This is a genomic window from Pseudomonas sp. p1(2021b) (genome assembly GCF_020151015.1).
Classification (GTDB): domain Bacteria; phylum Pseudomonadota; class Gammaproteobacteria; order Pseudomonadales; family Pseudomonadaceae; genus Aquipseudomonas; species Aquipseudomonas putida_K.
Genome location: NZ_CP083746.1, coordinates 3,428,893 through 3,446,841, shown reverse-complemented (window position 1 = coordinate 3,446,841; position 17,949 = coordinate 3,428,893). Strand labels below are relative to the sequence as shown.

The following is a 17,949-nucleotide window of genomic DNA, read 5'->3' as shown; positions in this document are numbered from 1 at the left end:
GGCCGGGGGGCAAGCCCCGGATCGCGGGACAAGCCCGCTCCCACAGTCAGGAAGTGCCCTACGCCTGTAGAAGCGGCCTTGCGCCGCGAAAGGGCTGCGCAGCAGCCCCCGTGCACCGTCAGAAGTGATACTTGAGCAGGAAGCTCATGGTGTTCTGGTCGGTGGTGAACGCATCGCTGTCCTTGATGCCGTACTTGTTCTTCCAGTAGTCGTACTCGATACCCACGTACAGCTGTTTCTGGCCGATCTTCAGTGCCTTGCCCAGGTCGTACTTGACCTGTGGATTGAAGTGCAGGTTGGCCTGGTAGGTGCCGTGGCGGTTCTCGTCGTTGTCCACCACCCAATCCATGAATCCGTCGATCAGGATGTCAGACGAACCCACAGGCAGCGTGTAGGACCACACCGGGGTGATCTGCCAGACGTTGTCACCCGGGCGGCTACCGTCGGTGGTGCGCTGGTAGAAGTTCAACTGGAAGTAGTCGAAGCCCGGGATGTCCAGGTCGAAGCCCGGGCCGATCAGGTAGGCCTCGGTGTCGCCTTCGCCGAACTCGTAGGTCATGGCCAGCAGCACGTCCTTCACCGGGCCGAACGAGAGCTTCTGGTCGAAGATCTTGCCGAACGACAACCGCGGGCTGATTTCGCCATAGTACGTGTTCGGGCCGTTGCTGGCGTCTTTCTTGCCTTGGTAGAAGATCTTGTCGAAGAAGATGAAGTTGTCCCCGTACTTCCAGCCATCGGCGTGCTCGAAGGTGAAGGTCTGCTGGGTTTCCGGGTTCACCTTGAAGTTCTTGCCCCACAGGTAGGTGAGGCTGTTGTTCTGCCATTGCAGCAGATCGCCGGCGAACGTGGCTCCGGATGCCAGCAGGCCACCGGCGAGTATCAGGCTGTTGATGGTACGCATTGCGAAGGTCGCTCCCTTGAGTCAGATCTGTTGTCAGCGCTCTTTGGCGCTATTCTTGTCTTTCGAGTCAGCTTTTTTCGATTGGCCACAGCTGTTTGGCAAGAGCTGCGCCAACTTTCCGGGTTGGTCACAACCATCCTGCTCGACTTCGTTCTGAACGGATGAAAAGGGTGTTTCAGGCTGGCAACACGTTGGCCAACCGCCCGAATTCATTGACTGAGCGGTCAGGAAACGCGGGCAGGATCCTTCCTGCCCTGATCGAGGGGGCGCGCAGATTACTCACTTGCGCGCCCGGCCTCAAGTGCTCCGTCCTGGCGCACTATGGCATAAAACCTGATCTTTGAGTCAACTTTTAGAAGTGAACTTTCACCAAGGCACTGGTTACGCTCTGATTGCTGTCGATATTGCCTTGGCTGTCGATGCCGTACTTGTCCTTCCAATAGCTGTATTCGATACCCACATAGAGCTGCTTGGCGCCCCAGTTCAGGGCCTTGCCCAGGTCGTACTTGACCTGTGGGTTGAACTGCAGGTTGGCATGGTAAGTGCCGCGGCGGGTCTGGTCGTTGTCCACCACCCAGTCGATGTAGCCATCGATGAGGATGTCGGATTTGCCCACCGGAATGGTGTAGGACCAGTTCGGGGTTATCTGCCAGACGTCATCCCCAGGGCGGCTGCCCTCGGTGTTTCGCCAGTAGAAGTTCAGGTTGAAGTAGTTGAAGCCGGGTACCGCCAGGCTGAAGCCTGGACCGATCAGGTAGGCCTCGTTGTCGCCTTCGCCGCGCTCGTAGGTCATGGCCAGCAGGACGTCCTTGATCGGGCCGAACTCGAGCTTGCGGTCGAAGATCTTGCCGAACGACAGGCGCGGGCTGAACTCACCATAGTAGGTGGTTGGGCCTTTGGTGGCATCGGCCTGGCCGTTGTAGAAGGTCTTGTCGATGAACAGGAAGGTGTCGCCGTATTTCCACCGGTTGGCGTGTTCGAACGTCACGGTCTGTTGGATGCCTGGGTTGACCTTGAAGTCCTTGCCGTACAGGTACGTCAGGCTTTCGCCGTGCCACTCCAGCCAGTCGCCCGCGACGGCGGGGAGGGTGGCCAGCAGGCTGCTGCCCAGCAACAGGGACGAGGTGATGCGCTTCATGTTGTGATTCCCGGTTCTTGTTCTTGTGTGTGGTTTTTTCGGCGCGCAGGCGCCCCGTACGGCCCACGCGCGTGGGCCGACGGTGTTGCGGTTACTGCGGGGAAGAGCAGGGCGGCAATGCTGCCGCCCGACCACTCAGTGCTGATGCGCGGCGTTGTGCACGGCGCGCTCGGCACCGCCGAGGATGTTGAACAGCAGGTTCAACACCAGGGCGCTCACCGTGGCCATGGCGATGCCGCTGTGGGTGATGGGTTCCATCCACTGGGGCATCTGGGCGAAGAACTCCGGACGGACCACAGGGATCAGGCCGAAGCCGACGCTGACCGCGACCAGCAGCTGGTTGCGACGGTCGGAGATGTCCGCTTCCTGGAGGATCTTGATGCCCGTGGCGGTGACCATGCCGAACATGGCGATGGACGCGCCGCCCAGTACCGCAGGCGGGATCGAGGCGATCAGGAAGGCCGCCTTCGGCAGCAGGCTGAGCATGATCAGCAGGGCGCCGGCCACGATGGTGACATAGCGGCAGCGCACCCCGGTCATCTGCACCAGCCCGATGTTCTGGGCGAAGGAGGAGTGGGTGAAGGTATTGAAGAAGCCGGCGACGAACGACGCCCCCGCGTCGCACATCAGGCCGCGCCGCAGCATGCCAGGGGTGACTTCACGGTCGGTGACCTTGCCCAGGGCGAGGAACATGCCGGTGGATTCCACGAAGATGATCACCACCACTAGGCACATGGACAGGATCGGTGCCAGGCTGAAGGTCGGCATGCCGAAGTGCAGTGGGGTGACCACTTGCACCCACGGCGCCTCGGACAGGCCGGACAGGTCGACCATGCCGATGGAGCCGGCCAGGATGTAGCCCAGGCCCATGCCTACCAGTACCGAGACATTGACCCAGAACCCACGCATGAAACGGTTGATCAGCAGGATCACCGCCAGTACCAGGCCGGCAACCAGCAGGTAGATCGGCGAGCCGAAGGTATCGGCCTCATGGCCACCACCGGCCCAGTTGACCGCGACCGGGAACAACGACAGGCCGATCGAGGTGATCACGGTGCCGGTGACCAGGGGCGGGAAGAACCGCACCACCTTGGACATGAACGGCGCGATCAGCATGCCGAAGAAACCGGCCGCGATGGTCGCGCCGAAAATCCCCTGCAGGCCGACGCCCGGCATGCCGGCCATGGCGACCATGCTGCCGACGGCAGCGAAGCTGGCCCCCATCATCACCGGCATGCGAATGCCGACGGGACCGATACCGAACGATTGAACCATGGTGGCAACGCCTGCGACCAGCAGGTCGGCGTTGATCAGGAAGGCAACTTCTTCACGAGACAGTCCGGCGGCCTGGCCGATGATCAAAGGCACGGCGATCGCGCCTCCGTACATCAGCAATACATGTTGCAGGCCCACCAGGATCAGTTGGAACAGGGGCAGAGGCTGTCGTGGGGGCGCAACGGGGATGTACGCCTTGCGGGACTCGGACATGCAGCACCTCGAGTTTTGTTTTTATTCTCGGATCCAAGCGTCGGGCTCCGGAGGGGCAGGCTCGAAAGCCTGGGGTTTCCCCTCTGGAGTCCTAGCTCGATGCTAGCTACGTACTACTTACAGCTTGACGTGTGTTACAGCATGCAACTCAGTTGACCGGAGCGCCCTTGGCGATCCAGGCACCGACCATGTTGCGTTCTTCCTGGGTCATCTGGGTGATGTTGCCCAGTGGCATGATCTGGCTGGCGACCGCTTGTGCCTGGATGCGTGCGGCCTGGGCCTGGATCTGTTGCGGGGTGTCGAACATCACGCCGGCAGGGGCGGCGCTGAACAGCGGGCTGGTCGGCTTGGCCGAGTGGCACACGGTGCAGCGTTCCTGGATGACGGTGTGGATCTTCTCGAAACCACCGGGTGCGGCCTGGGCGGTAGCCTGGGCTGGTGCCTCGGCCGGTGCTGCAGGCGCCTCGGCGGCCTTGGTGGCCTCTTCGGCGCGCTGTTCGGCAGCGGTCTTGCCACCGATGGCGGTCGCCGGCAGCGGCTGGTACTCGATCTTCGCCGCGGCTTGCTCAGGGGCGGTCGGCATCGGCTTGGGGCCGGTCACGTAGGCCAGGCAGATCATCGCCAGGGCGCCGACAGGCAGGGTCCAGGCGTACTTGTTGCTTTCGTGACGGGTGTTGAAGTAGTGACGGATCAAGACCGCGGCCACTGCGATCCCGGCCAGGATCAGCCAGTTGTACTGGCTGCCGTAGGTGCTCGGGAAGTGGTTGCTGATCATGATGAACAGCACCGGCAGGGTGAAGTAGTTGTTGTGGCGCGAACGCAGCAGGCCCTTGGCCGGCAGGACCGGATCAGGGGTTTCGTTCTTCTCGATGGCCGCCACCAGCTGGCGCTGGGCCGGCATGATGATGCGGAACACGTTACCGACCATGATGGTGCCGATGATCGCGCCGGTGTGCAGGTAGGCACCACGGCCGCTGAATACCAGGCTGAAGCCGAAGCAGGCAGCGATGATCAGGACGAACAGCACGGCACCGAGCAGGGCCGGGCGCTTGCCCAGGGGCGAATCGCACAGGAAGTCATAGATGAACCAGCTTGCCACCAGCGAGCCGATACCGATGGCCACGCCCTCGGCACCGCTCAGGGTGCTGCCAGGGGCCAGCAGGTAGAGGGTCGGGTTCCAGTAGAACACCACGCAGAGCAGGGCGATACCGGACATCCAGGTGAAGTAGGCTTCCCATTTGAACCAGTGCAGGTTCTCGGGCATCTTCGGCGGGGCCAGCTTGTACTTCTCGAGGTGGTAGATACCACCACCGTGGATGGCCCAAAGGTCACCCGACAGCCCGTCACGCGGATTGCTCCGGTTCAGGTTGTTTTCCAGCCAGACGAAGTAGAACGAGGCACCAATCCAGGCGATGCCGGTGATCATGTGAACCCAGCGAATGCTCAGGTTCAGCCATTCGTGAAGGTGTGCTTCCACAGTATTTACCTCTCGCCGGTCACGCCCTGGGCGAACCCTGGATGACCGACCTTTTCTTATTGGTGGGGATTGAGGACCAGCATCTGTTCCTCGGTGAAGTAATGCTCGTCGCAGTTGTTGCCGGAACCACTGCGATCAACCACCAGGAAGTCATCCCGCTTTTCGATCGTCAGCACCGGGTGGTGCCAGACGCCGCGATGGTAATTAACGCCCTGCCTGCCATTACTGCGGAAGGCTCGGACCAAGCCTGATACAGGTGCATCGCCAACTGGCGCGACCACGATCAGAAAGGGGTTGCCGAGCAGCGGGATGAAAGCCTGGCTGCCCAGCGGATGGCGTTCCAGCATGCGTACGGTCAGTGGCATCTCCAGGGCGTCGGCGCGGAAGATGCTGATGATCGCTTTGTCCTCGGGCTCGGCGGTCTCGACCGTGGCGAGCTTGTGGAAGCGCATGGTCGACCCGTTGTTGATCATGAAGTGGTCGCTGCCATCGGTTTCGATCACGTCACCGAACGGGGCGAAGGCTTCTTTGGTCAGGGGCTCGATCACTAGAGTGCGCATGCGGTTATCTCTTTGTTCTATGTTCTGTTTGGGGGTGGGCCGGCCCCGGGGCGAACGTATCGCGCACTCGGGGCCGGGCATCGCACCGTCTTTTAAAGCTGCAGCAGGCGGAACAGGGCGATCAGGTTGATCTGCGCCAGGGCTTCCTTGAATTCGGCATCGACGTCGTTGTGGATGCGTTTTTCGAAGGCGGCGAGGATCTGGTGCCGGTTGCTGCCCTTGACCGCCATGATGAACGGGAACTGGAACTTGGCCTTGTAGGCGTCGTTGAGTTCGGTGAAGCGCGCGAACTCTTCGGCGGTGCACTGGTGGATACCGGCGCCGGCCTGTTCGTTGGTGCTCGACTCGGTCAGCTCGCCCTGGATGGCGGCCTTGCCTGCCAGGTCCGGGTGAGCGTTGATCAGGGCCAGCTGGTCTTCATGGCTGGCGCTGAGCAGGATGTCGCTCATGCGCTGGTGCAGCGCTTCGATCTCGTCCAGTTCAGCCAGCTGACCCAGGTCATAGGCTTTCTCGGCAACCCACGGCGAGTGTTCGTAGATGTCGGCGAAGGCTTCGACGAAGGCGTCGCGGGCCAGGGTCGATGGCTTGAGGGTCTTGAAAGCGGTCATCAGGCGTTCTCGTTCTTGTACGGGTGGGTGGCGTGCCAGTGGCGGGCGATGTCGACGCGACGGGCGAACCAGACCTGGTCGTGGCTCTTGGCGTATTCGATGAAGCGCTTGAGCGCGGCCAGGCGGGCCGGGCGGCCGACCAGACGGCAGTGCAGGCCGATCGACAGCATCTTCGGCGCTTCGGCGCCTTCTGCGTAGAGCACGTCGAAGGCATCCTTGAGGTACTGGAAGAACTGCTCGCCGCAGTTGAAGCCCTGGACCTGGGTGAAGCGCATATCGTTGGTGTCCAAGGTGTACGGGATCACCAGGTGCGGTTTGCCGGTCGGGTTGTTCGGCTCCCAGTAGGGCAGGTCGTCGTCGTAGGTGTCGCTGTCGTAGAGGAAGCCACCTTCCTCCATCACCAGGCGGCGGGTGTTCGGGCCGGTACGGCCGGTGTACCAGCCCAGCGGGCGTTCGCCGGTGAGTTCGGTGAGGATGCGAATGGCTTCGAGCATGTGCTCGCGTTCCTGGGCCTCGTCCATGTACTGGTAGTCGATCCAGCGGTAGCCGTGGCTGCAGATTTCATGGCCGGCTTCGACCATGGCGCGGATCACGTCGGGGTGGCGCTGGGCGGCCATGGCGACGGCGAAGATGGTCAGAGGGACGCCGGTGTCCTTGAACAGCTTGAGCAGGCGCCATACGCCGGCACGGCTGCCGTACTCGTAGAGCGATTCCATGCTCATGTTGCGCACGCCTTGCAGCGGCTGGGCGGCGACCATCTCGGACAGGAAGGCTTCGGACTCCTTGTCACCATGCAGGACGTTGCGTTCGCCACCTTCTTCATAGTTGAGCACGAAGGACAGAGCGATGCGTGCATTCCCCGGCCATTGCGGGTGAGGTGGGTTGTTGCCGTAACCGATCAGGTCGCGAGGGTAGTCAGCGCTCACTGCAGTCTTCCTTCTTGTTCGTTGGTGCGTGGGGTGGGCGGCCCGCGTCGGGTTGTCGCACCACCGGATGGGGTGATTGTATACAACTTCTGAAATCTTTTGTAAGCCTGTTTTTCCGCATTTCTTCCCATTTGTCGGTTGAGAATGTATTGCAAGAAACCTGCCTGATCGGTCAGCTAATGACGACGTCGTCGGCATGGGGCCTGTCTTTGCAGCCATTGGTGTATTTACAAGCAGGGCAGGGGGGGTGTGCAAGAGGTGTTCAAAAAATTGTGTACAATTTCTTGGGAAAATGTCTTAATGGCTCCATTCCCGCACACCGCAGGCCCCTGGGCGCGGTGATTGCCGTGTATTTTTTGCCCACGCATATGACAAGAGGCGACAAGCAAATGGGACGTTTGACCACACACGTACTGGATGCCGCTCATGGCTGCCCGGGCAGCTCGATCAAGGTCGAGTTGTACCGTGTCGAAGGCCAGCAGCTGGAGCTGGTGAACACCGCCCTGACCAACAGCGATGGCCGCGTCGACGCGCCGTTGCTGCAGGGTGACGATTACCGTACCGGGGTGTACCAGCTGCAGTTCAGCGCTGGCGATTACTACCGTGCTCGCGGTGTGAAACTGCCTGAAACCGCGTTTCTGGATGTTGTCGTGCTGCGCTTTGGTATCGATCAGAACCAGGAGCACTACCATGTGCCGCTGCTGATCTCGCCGTACAGTTACTCGACCTATCGTGGAAGCTAGTTGGTCGCTAGAAGAATCTTCGTAGGTCCTTGGCCCGCTCTCACACTGGCGGGCTTTTTTTTGTCTTGGATTTAGTGCTGGTGTTGGCCTGCTGACGAGGCGCAAGTCAGGGAGGGGCGCTTGGGGTGGCGTTGTTTGTTCAGGGGGGAGTGGCGGTGGGCTCTCGGGCCAATCGCGGGACAAGCCCGCTCCTACAGGGGCGGTGCAAGCCCAAGAATCACGTGGCCTCTGTGGGAGCGGGCTTGCCCCGCGATTGGGCCGGAACAGCCCACCAATCAATATGATTTTTCGCCGCTACCCCCGCCGCTTTCGCTGTTGTTCTTGCTCTTCCTGTGCAACAGCCCAGGCGCCGCCAATTGCGACGTCAGGAGGCCGAGCGTAGGCATTGTGGAGGTGGGTGCCAGGCATGGATGCCTGGCAAACGGCGCAGGGCCATGGATGGCCCCTCGCCGCGCAGCGCCGCAAATGAATATTCACATTTTCTATAAGCCCAAGCCCAAGCCTCAAAGAAACACGAACTTGGCGATAAAGATCACGCACAGCACCCACAAGCTAGCGGATATCTCCTTGAACTTCCCGGTCCCCGCCTTGAGCGCCACATAGCTGATAAAGCCCAGGGCGATCCCATCCGCCACCGAGAACGTCAACGGCATCATGATCACGGTCACGATCGCCGGAATCGCATCGGTCGCCTCGTCCCAGTGAATATGCGCCATGCTCCCCATCATCAGCATCGCCACATAGATCAGCGCCCCCGCCGTGGCATAGGCCGGAATCATCCCTGCCAGCGGCGCGAAGAACATCGCCGCGACGAACAGCAGGCCAACCACGACAGCGGTCAGGCCCGTGCGGCCCCCGGCGGCAACCCCCGCGGCACTTTCCACGTAGCTGGTTACCGGCGGCACGCCCACTGCTGCACCGAACACACTCGAGGCACTGTCCGCCTTCAACGCACGCGACAGGTTCTCGATACGCCCGTCGGCAGCCACCAGGCCAGCCCGCTGAGCCACGCCCATCAAGGTGCCGGCGGTGTCGAACATGTGCACGAAGAGGAACGCCAGTACCACGCTGATCATGCTGACGTTGAACACCCCGGCAACGTCCATGGCCATCCAGGTCGGCGCCAGGCTCGGCGGCAGCGAGAACACGCCGCCATACTGCACCAGCCCCAGGCCCCAACCCGCCAGGGTCACGGCGATGATGCTGATGAGGATGGCGCCGAATACCCGGTGGTAGCTGAGCACGGCGATCATCAGGAAGCACACTGCCGCCAGCAGCGGGCCTGGCTCATGCAGCGAACCGAGCTTGATCAGCGTGGCCGGGCTGTCGACGACGATACCCGCGGTCTTGAGGCCGATCAGGCCGAGGAACAGCCCGACGCCAGCACCCATGGCATGGCGCAGGCTCACGGGAATGCTGTTGAGCAGCCATTCGCGTACCCGCGAAAGCGTCAGCAGCATGAACAGCACGCCGGAGACGAATACCGCGCCCAGCGCCGCCTCCCAGGTGTAGCCCATGGTGCCGACCACGGTATAGGTGAAGAACGCATTGAGCCCCATGCCCGGGGCCAGGCCGACCGGCCAGTTGGCGTACAGGCCCATCAATAGGCAGCCGAGGGCTGCGGCGATGCAGGTGGCGACGAACGCTGCACCGTGGTCGATACCGGCGTCGGCCATGATGTTGGGGTTGACGAAGATGATGTAGGCCATGGTGATGAAGGTGGTCACCCCGGCGATCAGCTCGGTCCTGACGGTGCTGCCATGTCGCTTGAGTTTGAAAATCCGTTCCAGCCAGCTCGTTTCGAGCGGTGGAGCGAGATCCAGCGTAGGGGCTTCGGATTTGCGGCTTTCCACAGCGAGTACTCCTCAAGTCTTTCTTGTTGTTTCGGAGCCTGGTCCTGCGCCATGCACTTGGGCGGCTCCGCGAGGGGATTTGGCAGACCTCCGACCGTTTGTTGACTTTTGGGTCAAGAAGTTGCTCGCAGGATTATGCGTTTGTGTACAAATAATGCAAATAATGTTTTATCTTTTGTGGGCGAAATACGACGCATAGTGGCTATATGGCGAAGGCCACCTGCAGAAACCCGTATGCCTGTGTACAATAGGCCGATACCTTGATCCCTTTTTTCTTTCCAGGACTTGCCAGCCACCCTCTGACGGGTATTACAGTCAAGGTCCCGACTGGCGGATCCTCGTGCTCGAGAGCCCATGAACGAACAGCTGCAACCTCTGAAAAAACCTGCGCGCAATGGCAAGGCCGGCCGCAGCGGTACCCAGGACGATATCGTCTATGCGCATATTTTCGAGGCGATCCTCGAGCAGCGACTGGCTCCGGGCACCAAGTTGAGCGAGGAAGCGCTGGGCGAGATCTTCGGCGTCAGCCGCACCATCATCCGCCGCGCCCTGTCGCGCCTGGCCCATGAAAGCGTCGTGCTGCTGCGGCCCAACCGTGGTGCGGTAGTGGCCAGCCCCACGGTGGAGGAGGCACGCCAGGTGTTCTTTTCCCGTCGCATGGTCGAGCGCGCCATCACCGAGCTTGCGGTGCAGCATGCCACGCTCGAGCAACTGAACGAGTTGCGCCAGATGGTCCGCGAGGAGCGCGACAGCTTCTCCCGCGGCGATCGTGGCGCCGGCATCCGTCTTTCGGGCGAATTCCACCTCAAGCTTGCCGAAGCCGCCGGCAATGCCCCCCTGATCAGCTTCCAGCGCAGCCTGGTGTCCCAGACCTCGCTGATCATCGCCCAATACGAAAGCGGCAACCGCTCGCATTGCTCCTATGACGAGCACATGCAACTGATCGATGCCATCGAGGCGCGCGACGGCGACCTGGCGGTGAGCCTGATGATGCACCACATGGACCACATCGATACCAAGCTCAACCTGGACGAGGAAAGCGCTTCGGACGATTTGCACGCGGTGTTCTCGCACCTGCTGAAAAAGCCCAAGGCCTCGGTCAAAGGTTGATCGTTTGCTTGGCCGTTCGGCCGGAATCGAAAAGGGCCGCATAGCGGCCCTTTTGCATCAGCGCTGGTGCACGCACCGCCCCGCGGCATAGGTTTCCCGCACGGTGCGGTCGTCGCCCAGGGTGGTGAGGACGAACAGGGTCTCCTCGATGCTGTTGGACTGCTGGATGCGGTAGTCCAGCAGCGGCGTGGCCTTGTAGTCGAGCACCACGAAGTCGGCGTCGTTGCCGGGGCGCAGGCTACCGATGCGATCATCCAGGCGCAGGGCGCGAGCGCCGCCCAGGGTGGCCAGGTACAGGGACTTGTACGGGTGCAGGCGCGCGCCTTGCAGCTGCATGACTTTGTAGGCTTCGTTCAAGGTGTTGAGCAGCGAGAAGCTGGTGCCAGCGCCCACGTCGGTCCCCAGCCCGACGTTGACCTTGAACCGCTCCGCCTGGGGCAGGTTGAACAGGCCGCTGCCCAGGAACAGGTTGGACGTGGGGCAGAAGGCGACCGCCGAACCGGTGTCGGCCAAGCGCTGGCACTCGTCATCGCACAGGTGTACGCCGTGGGCGAACACCGAGCGCTCGCCCAACAGCTCGTAGTGGTCGTAGACGTCCAGGTAACCGGTGCGCTCCGGGAACAGCGCCTTGACCCATTCGATCTCCTTGAGGTTCTCCGACAGGTGGGTGTGCATGTACAGCCCAGGGTATTCCTTGAGCAACTGGCCGGCGAGGCTCAGCTGTTCCGGTGTGCTGGTCGGGGCGAAGCGTGGCGTCACGGCATAGTGCAAGCGGCCCTTGCCGTGCCAGCGTTCGATCAAGGCCTTGCTTTCGGTATAGCTGGACTCGGCCGTGTCGGTCAGGTAGTCGGGGGCATTGCGGTCCATCATCACCTTGCCGGCGATCAGGCGCAGGTCCAGGCGCTGGGCCTCCTCGAACAAGGCGTCGACCGACTCGGGGTGGACGCTGCCGAACACCAGCGCCGTGGTGGTGCCGTTGCGCAGCAGTTCTTTCAGGAAGATGCCCGCCACCTTGTCGGCGTGGGCCTTGTCGGCGAATTGCTTCTCGCACGGGAAGGTATAGGTGTTCAACCAGTCCAGCAGCTGTTCGCCATAGGAGCCGATCATGCCGGTCTGCGGGAAGTGGATGTGGGTGTCGATGAAGCCCGGGGTGATCAGGGCGTCCTGGTGGTGCACCACCTCGACATCTGCACCCAGGGTGGGCAGCAACTCGCTGGCGTGGCCCAGCGCGCTGATGCGCCCATCTTCGACCACCAGCAGGCCGTCTTCGTAATATTCATGGGAAGCGTCGAGGCCCACCTCGGCCGGGTCGGCGATGCTGTGCAGGATGGCGGCTCGGTAGGCTTTACGGGTTGCGCTCATAACGGTCTCGTCAATTGGCTTGGCTGCGCCGGGAAGGCGGCAGCAATTGGGCGATCGGGCCTGAATTGGCGGCAGCGTCGTGCTGGCCGAAGCAGGCGTTGTAGGTGGCGATGATTTCTCCGGCGATGGACACTGCGATCTCGATCGGCAGCTTGCCCTTGACCTCGGCCAGGCCCATCGGGCAGCGCATCCGCGCCACCACGGCGTCGTCATAGCCGCGTTCGCGCAGGCGGTGTTCGAACTTGACCCGCTTGGTCTTCGAGCCGATCAGGCCGAACCAGGTGAAATCGTTACGCTTGAGGATGGCTGCGGTCAGCTCCAGGTCCAGCTGATGGTTATGGGTCATGACGATGCAATAGCTGCCCGCTGGCAGCTCGGCCACCTCGTCGACCGGCTCCTCGCTGATGACCTTGGTCACGCCGCTGGGGATGACCTCGGGGAATTCCTGCTCGCGCGAATCGATCCAGCGCACCCGGCAGGGCAGCGCGGCGAGCAAGGGTACCAGAGCACGGCCGACATGGCCCGCGCCGAACACGGCGATCTGCGCCTGCACGGCGGCCATCGGTTCGAACAGCAGCACGGTGACGCCGCCGCAGCACTGGCCCAGGCTCGCGCCCAGGCTGAAGCGCTCCAGGTGCGGGGTGGTGCGTTGCTCCTGGAGCATCTGCCGGGCGATGTGCAGGGCCTTGTACTCCAGGTGGCCGCCGCCGATGGTGTCGAACAGGCCGGTGGCGCTGACGACCATCTTGGAGCCGGCGTTGCGTGGCGTGGAGCCACGCTCCTCGATGATGGTCACCAGGACACAGGCTTCGCCGCGGGCCTGGTGATCGGCGAGGGCGTTGATCCATTGGTGCATGATGCAACCTCTCTAAAGGACGTCACGTTCCCCTGTAGGAGCGGCCTTGTGCCGCGAAAGGGGCGCGTAGCGGCCCCAGGCTCTGGGCAACAACGAAGATTTGGGGGCTGCTGCGCAGCCCTTTCGCGGCACAAGGCCGCTCCTACAGGGTCAATGTGTCAAAGGTTCCAGTTCCTGTTCGACCACCTGCTGCTCGGCCACCGCCTTACGCATCTGCTCGCAGCCCCACAGCACTCGCTCAGGCGTCGCCGGTGCGTCGACCTGCGGCTGCACGCGGTAGTCGGCGATGCTTGCCACGGCGTCCTTGATCGCGCACCAGGCCGCGATGCCGAGCATGAACGGCGGCTCACCCACGGCCTTGGAGTGGAATACGGTGTCTTCCGGGTTCTTGCGGTTCTCCACCAGCTTCACCCGCAGGTCCAGCGGCATGTCGGCCACGGCGGGGATCTTGTAGCTGGCCGGGCCGTTGGTCATCAGCTTGCCCTTGGCGTTCCACACCAGCTCCTCGGTGGTCAGCCAGCCCATGCCCTGGATGAAGCCGCCCTCGACCTGGCCGATGTCGATGGCCGGGTTCAGCGAGGCGCCTACATCGTGCAGGATGTCGGCGCGCAGCATCTTGTATTCGCCAGTCAAGGTGTCGACGATCACCTCGACGCAGGCTGCGCCGAAGGCGAAGTAGTAGAATGGCCGGCCACGGGCTTGATCGCGGTCGTAGTAGATCTTCGGCGTGCGGTAGAAGCCGGTGCTCGACAACGACACCTGGGCGAAATAGGCCTGTTGCACCAGGTGCTCGAAGCTGACGATCTGGTCGCGCACGCGCACATGGCCGTTGCGGAACTCCACGTCTTCCTCGGTGACCTTGTAGTGGCGGGCAGCGAACTCGGTCAGGCGCTTCTTGAGGATCTCGGCGGCGTTCTGGGCCGCCTTGCCGTTCAGGTCGGCGCCGCTGGAGGCTGCGGTCGGCGAGGTGTTGGGGACCTTGTCGGTGTTGGTGGCGGTGATCTGGATGCGCTCGAAATCGACCTGGAACACCTGCGCCACCACCTGGGCAACCTTGGTGTTCAGGCCCTGGCCCATCTCGGTGCCGCCGTGGTTCAGGTGGATGCTGCCATCGGTGTAGATGTGGATCAGCGCACCGGCCTGGTTGAGGAAGGTGGCGGTGAACGAGATGCCGAACTTCACCGGTGTCAGCGCCAGGCCTTTCTTGAGCACGGGGCTGTGCTCGTTGAAGCGGCGGATCGACTCGCGGCGTTCGGCGTAGTCGGCGCTGGCCTCGAGCTCGGCGGTCATTTCCTCGAGCATGTTGTGCTCGACGGTCTGGTAGTAGTGGGTGACGTTGCGCTCGGTCTTGCCGTAGTAGTTGGCCTTGCGCACGGCCAGCGGGTCGAGCGCCAGGTGGCGGGCGATGTGATCCATCACCTGCTCGATGGCGACCATCCCCTGTGGGCCGCCGAAACCACGGTAGGCGGTATTGGAGGCGGTGTTGGTCTTGCAGCGGTGGCCATGCACCGTGGCATCGCCCAGGTAGTAGGCGTTGTCGGAGTGGAACATGGCGCGGTCGACGATCGAGCCGGAGAGGTCCGGCGAGTAGCCGCAGTTACCGGCCAAGTCCAGGTTGATGCCATGCAGGCGGCCGGTGTCGTCGAAGCCGACGTCGTACTCGACGTAGAACGGGTGGCGCTTGCCGGTCATCATCATGTCTTCGACACGCGGCAGGCGCATCTTGGTCGGCTGGCCGGTCAGGCGCGCGATCACCGCGCACAGGCAGGCCGGGCTGGCCGCCTGGGTCTCCTTGCCGCCGAAGCCGCCGCCCATGCGGCGCATGTCCACGACGATCTTGTTCATCGGCACGTCCAGCACCTCGGCCACCAGTTTCTGTACCTCGGTGGGGTTCTGGGTCGAGCAGAAGACGATCATGCCGCCATCTTCGGTAGGCATCACCGAAGAGATCTGGGTTTCCAGGTAGAAGTGCTCCTGGCCGCCGATGTGCAGGGTGCCTTGCAGGCGGTGCGGGGCGCTGGCCAGGGCCGCGCTGGAGTCGCCACGCTGGTGGGTGTGGCTGTCGAGCACGAAGTGCTTCTTGCGCAGGGCTTCGACCACATCCAGTACCGGCTCCAGGTCCTCGTACTCGATGATCGCTGCCATCGCCGCGCGGCGAGCGGTGTCCAGGTCGCGCGCAGCCACGGCGACCACCGGCTGGCCGAAGTACTCGACCTTGTCGATGGCCAACAGCGGGTCACCGGCGACCACCGGGCCGATGTCCTTGAGCCCGGGGATGTCTTCGTGGGTGATGGCGATGCGCACACCCTCGAAGGCATAGCACGGGCTGGTGTCGATGCGCAGGATGCGCGCATGGGCGCGGTCGGCGGTGCGCGCATAGACGTGCAGCTGGTTGGGGAATTCCAGGCGGTCGTCGATGTACACCGCTTCGCCGGACACATGCTTGTCCGCACTGTCGTGCTTGATGCTGCGACCGACTCCGGTGGTCAGGTCCTGGCTGAACAGTTCGGCCATCTCGGCCTGGCTCTTGGCTGCGTGATGGTTAGACATATGCGGTCACCCGGGTCTCGATGTGCGGCGATTGCAGTTCGATGAAGTACTTGCGCAGCAGGTTCTGCGCCGTCAGCAGGCGGTACTCGCGGCTGGCGCGGAAGTCGGTGAGCGGGGTGAAGTCCTCGCCCAGGGCCTGGCAGGCTCGTTCGATACTGGCCTGGTTCCATGGTTTGCCGACCAGGGCGGCCTCGCAGGCACGGGCGCGCTTGGGGATGGCCGCCATGCCGCCGAAGGCGATGCGTGCGTCGCTGACCACGCCATCCTCGATGCGCAAATTGAATGCGGCGCATACCGCCGAGATATCGTCGTCCAGGCGCTTGGACACCTTGTAGGCGCGGAACGCCCAGGCATCGCTGGCACGCGGCACGATGATCTTCTCGATGAACTCGCTGTCCTGGCGGGCGGTGATGCGGTAATCGATGAAGTAGTCCTCCAGCGCCAGGGTGCGCTGGTGTTCGCCCTGGCGCAGCACCACCTGGGCATCGAGGGCGATCAGCAGGGGTGGCGAGTCGCCGATCGGCGAGGCGTTGCCGATGTTGCCGCCCAGGGTGCCCTGGTTGCGGATCTGCAACGAGGCGAAGCGGTGCAGCAGCGCGCCGAAATCCGGATATTCCTCGTTGAGTGCGGTGTAGCAGTCGGTCAGCGGGGTGGCGGCGCCGATCTCCAGGTGGGTCGCGGTCTTGTCGATGCGCTTGAGCTCGGCCACATGGCCGACATAGATCATCACCGGCAGGGCCTTGTGGAACTGGGTGACTTCCAGGGCCAGGTCGGTGCCACCGGCCAGTAGGCGCGCCTCGGGGTGCGAGCTGTACAGGTCGGCAAGGTCGGCCACCGTCAGCGGGACCAGGCAGCGCTTGTCGCCGCTGTTGAGCTCGCCGGTCTCGGTCGGGGTGATCGCCTTCAGGCGCGCGATGGTCTGGGCCTGCTGTTCGTCGAACTGGTCGCGGCAGGGGCGGGCGCAGCTCTGCTCGGCGGCGGCGAGGATCGGGCGGTAGCCGGTGCAGCGGCACAGGTTGCCGGCCAGGGCTTCCTGGGCTTGGTGCAGGTCGTGGCCATCGCTGTTCTTCTGCAGGGCGAACAGGGACATGACGAAGCCAGGGGTGCAGAAGCCGCACTGCGAGCCATGGCAATCGGCCATGGCTTGTTGCACGCTGTGCAGCTCGCCTTGATGCTTGAGGCCTTCGACGCTGATCAATTGCTTGCCGTGCAAGGCCGAAACGAAGGTCAGGCACGAGTTGAGGCTGCGGTAGCGCAGGGTGTCGCGGCCCTGGTCGTCTTGGGCCAGCTCGCCCACCACCACGGTGCAGGCACCACAGTCGCCACTGGCGCAGCCTTCCTTGGTGCCGGGTTTGCCCAGGTGCTCACGCAGGTATTGCAGCACCGTCATGTTCGGGTCCAGGGCGTGCTCACTACGCAGCTCCTGGTTGACGAGAAACTGGATCACGGGGAAGGCCTCGCAATGGTTTTATTGTTGTTCGGGCGGACTCTAAGCAACGGCTGACCTTTTGGTCAATAATTTTCTGACTCAAAGGTCAAGAAATTGCCTGCAGCCCCGCCCGACGGTAGTGATCGTCCTGTTTCAAGCATAGTGCCTGCCAGCGTCCGGGCGGGCCCCGCAGGTCGAATAAAGCGCGTCGATCCACTGCGCGACGGGCGGGCAATTACGCTACAATCGCCACCTTGTGCCCCGTTCAAAGATTCTGAAGGAAAACCATGACGTTCAAGGCGCCGGACAGCCTCTCCGAGCAGATTGCCCACTACCTGGCCGAGCGGATCATTCGCGGCGAACTCAAGCCGGGCGAACGCATCCAGGAGCAGAAGGTCACCCAGGCGCTCAATGTCAGCCGTGGTTCGGTGCGCGAGGCGCTGTTGATCCTCGAACGCCGGCACCTGATCGCCATCCTGCCGCGCCGTGGCGCCCATGTCACCGAGCTGGACGAACGTGGCGTGCGCAGCCTGTGCGCCCTGATGGGCGAGTTCTACATCCTGTTGGGCAATGCGGTGGCCAGACACTGGCGCAGTGAAGCTGATCTCGAGCCGTTCCTGGAGATCCAGCAGCGCCTGCAGCAGGCCCATGCCCGGCAGGACATCGAGGCCTTCGTCGCCGACAGCTTCGCTGTGATGCGCGCGGCCTACCCGTTCGCCGACAACCCTTACCTGCAGGAAACCGTCGAGAACCTGCAGCCGGCCATGAGCCGCGCCTACTACCTGGCCCTGGACCAGCGCCAGGCCAACATGGTCGATTACCTGGAACTGTTCGCCCGGCTGCTCGAAGCCGTGGTCGCCCGTGACCAGGTGCGCATCCGCGAAGTGCTGGTCGCCTATAGCCAGCGCAGTTGCGAGCTGGTGCTGGCGGCGCTGGCACGGATCTGAT

At 62.9% G+C, this 17,949-nt stretch carries 15 protein-coding genes; 3 read left to right on the top strand and 12 right to left on the bottom strand.

Features of this window, described 5'->3' with window-relative positions:
• Positions 1-118 precede the first annotated feature (118 nt).
• The 7 genes from K8374_RS15945 to puuE form a co-directional block, all read right to left on the bottom strand.
• On the bottom strand, positions 119-901 hold the full coding sequence (locus tag K8374_RS15945) for an outer membrane protein OmpK (RefSeq protein ID WP_224456357.1): 783 nt from the start codon (positions 899-901) through the stop codon (positions 119-121).
• A gap of 352 nt (positions 902-1,253) precedes the next feature.
• Complete coding sequence (locus K8374_RS15940; RefSeq protein ID WP_224456356.1) at positions 1,254-2,039, bottom strand: outer membrane protein OmpK; 786 nt, start codon at positions 2,037-2,039, stop codon at positions 1,254-1,256.
• 135 nt (positions 2,040-2,174) lie between these two features.
• Positions 2,175-3,527 carry a nucleobase:cation symporter-2 family protein gene (locus tag K8374_RS15935; RefSeq protein ID WP_224456355.1) on the bottom strand — a complete coding sequence of 451 codons (1,353 nt, stop codon included), beginning with the start codon at positions 3,525-3,527 and terminating at the stop codon, positions 2,175-2,177.
• 148 nt (positions 3,528-3,675) lie between these two features.
• The gene (locus K8374_RS15930; protein ID WP_224456354.1) at positions 3,676-5,004 is read right to left on the bottom strand and encodes a urate hydroxylase PuuD; all 1,329 of its coding nucleotides are present in this window, start codon (positions 5,002-5,004) and stop codon (positions 3,676-3,678) included.
• Positions 5,005-5,060: 56 nt separating this feature from the next.
• On the bottom strand, positions 5,061-5,564 hold the full coding sequence (locus tag K8374_RS15925) for an ureidoglycolate lyase (RefSeq protein ID WP_084854623.1): 504 nt from the start codon (positions 5,562-5,564) through the stop codon (positions 5,061-5,063).
• A 92-nt stretch (positions 5,565-5,656) separates the two neighbouring features.
• On the bottom strand, positions 5,657-6,172 hold the full coding sequence (uraD, locus tag K8374_RS15920) for a 2-oxo-4-hydroxy-4-carboxy-5-ureidoimidazoline decarboxylase (RefSeq protein ID WP_224456353.1): 516 nt from the start codon (positions 6,170-6,172) through the stop codon (positions 5,657-5,659).
• A complete protein-coding gene (puuE, locus tag K8374_RS15915) occupies positions 6,172-7,098 on the bottom strand; it encodes an allantoinase PuuE (RefSeq protein ID WP_084854625.1) in 927 nt (308 codons plus the stop codon). Before puuE ends, uraD begins: the two co-directional genes overlap by 1 nt.
• 389 nt (positions 7,099-7,487) lie before the next feature.
• On the opposite strand from puuE, the gene uraH reads away from it, so the two are divergent.
• Positions 7,488-7,841, top strand: coding sequence for a hydroxyisourate hydrolase (uraH, locus tag K8374_RS15910; protein ID WP_196144778.1), 354 nt, complete (start codon positions 7,488-7,490; stop codon positions 7,839-7,841).
• 503 nt (positions 7,842-8,344) lie between these two features.
• On the opposite strand, the gene K8374_RS15905 is transcribed toward uraH, so the two are convergent.
• On the bottom strand, positions 8,345-9,694 hold the full coding sequence (locus K8374_RS15905) for an NCS2 family permease (RefSeq protein ID WP_411969530.1): 1,350 nt from the start codon (positions 9,692-9,694) through the stop codon (positions 8,345-8,347).
• Positions 9,695-10,048: 354 nt separating this feature from the next.
• Between K8374_RS15905 and K8374_RS15900 the strand changes: the two genes are divergently transcribed.
• A complete protein-coding gene (locus K8374_RS15900; RefSeq protein ID WP_224456352.1) occupies positions 10,049-10,804 on the top strand; it encodes a GntR family transcriptional regulator in 756 nt (251 codons plus the stop codon).
• A gap of 57 nt (positions 10,805-10,861) precedes the next feature.
• On the opposite strand, the gene guaD is transcribed toward K8374_RS15900, so the two are convergent.
• From guaD to xdhA, 4 genes are all read right to left on the bottom strand, one after another.
• The gene (gene guaD / locus K8374_RS15895; RefSeq protein WP_224456351.1) at positions 10,862-12,166 is read right to left on the bottom strand and encodes a guanine deaminase; all 1,305 of its coding nucleotides are present in this window, start codon (positions 12,164-12,166) and stop codon (positions 10,862-10,864) included.
• Between the two features lie 10 nt (positions 12,167-12,176).
• Positions 12,177-13,022: a xanthine dehydrogenase accessory protein XdhC gene (gene xdhC, locus K8374_RS15890; protein ID WP_224456350.1), complete on the bottom strand. Its 846-nt coding sequence runs from the start codon at positions 13,020-13,022 to the stop codon at positions 12,177-12,179.
• Positions 13,023-13,172: 150 nt separating this feature from the next.
• Positions 13,173-15,572, bottom strand: a complete 2,400-nt coding sequence (gene xdhB, locus K8374_RS15885; protein WP_224456349.1) for a xanthine dehydrogenase molybdopterin binding subunit — start codon at positions 15,570-15,572, stop codon at positions 13,173-13,175.
• On the bottom strand, positions 15,565-17,019 hold the full coding sequence (xdhA, locus tag K8374_RS15880; RefSeq protein WP_224456348.1) for a xanthine dehydrogenase small subunit: 1,455 nt from the start codon (positions 17,017-17,019) through the stop codon (positions 15,565-15,567). Before xdhA ends, xdhB begins: the two co-directional genes overlap by 8 nt.
• Before the next feature lie 269 nt (positions 17,020-17,288).
• On the opposite strand from xdhA, the gene K8374_RS15875 reads away from it, so the two are divergent.
• Entirely contained in the window at positions 17,289-17,948 is a 660-nt protein-coding gene (locus K8374_RS15875) for a GntR family transcriptional regulator (protein ID WP_084854634.1), read from the top strand.
• Position 17,949: the final 1 nt, after the last annotated feature.

Excerpts from the sequence above, each read along its gene's own strand:
- K8374_RS15945 (WP_224456357.1), bottom strand. The coding sequence starts at position 901 with ATGCGTACCATCAACAGCCTGATACTCGCCGGTGGCCTGCTGGCATCC.
- K8374_RS15875 (WP_084854634.1), top strand. The coding sequence starts at position 17,289 with ATGACGTTCAAGGCGCCGGACAGCCTCTCCGAGCAGATTGCCCACTAC.
- K8374_RS15940 (WP_224456356.1), bottom strand. The coding sequence starts at position 2,039 with ATGAAGCGCATCACCTCGTCCCTGTTGCTGGGCAGCAGCCTGCTGGCC.
- uraD (WP_224456353.1), bottom strand. The coding sequence starts at position 6,172 with ATGACCGCTTTCAAGACCCTCAAGCCATCGACCCTGGCCCGCGACGCC.
- xdhB (WP_224456349.1), bottom strand. The coding sequence starts at position 15,572 with ATGTCTAACCATCACGCAGCCAAGAGCCAGGCCGAGATGGCCGAACTG.
- K8374_RS15925 (WP_084854623.1), bottom strand. The coding sequence starts at position 5,564 with ATGCGCACTCTAGTGATCGAGCCCCTGACCAAAGAAGCCTTCGCCCCG.
- uraH (WP_196144778.1), top strand. The coding sequence starts at position 7,488 with ATGGGACGTTTGACCACACACGTACTGGATGCCGCTCATGGCTGCCCG.
- K8374_RS15935 (WP_224456355.1), bottom strand. The coding sequence starts at position 3,527 with ATGTCCGAGTCCCGCAAGGCGTACATCCCCGTTGCGCCCCCACGACAG.
- guaD (WP_224456351.1), bottom strand. The coding sequence starts at position 12,166 with ATGAGCGCAACCCGTAAAGCCTACCGAGCCGCCATCCTGCACAGCATC.
- xdhC (WP_224456350.1), bottom strand. The coding sequence starts at position 13,022 with ATGCACCAATGGATCAACGCCCTCGCCGATCACCAGGCCCGCGGCGAA.
- K8374_RS15900 (WP_224456352.1), top strand. The coding sequence starts at position 10,049 with ATGAACGAACAGCTGCAACCTCTGAAAAAACCTGCGCGCAATGGCAAG.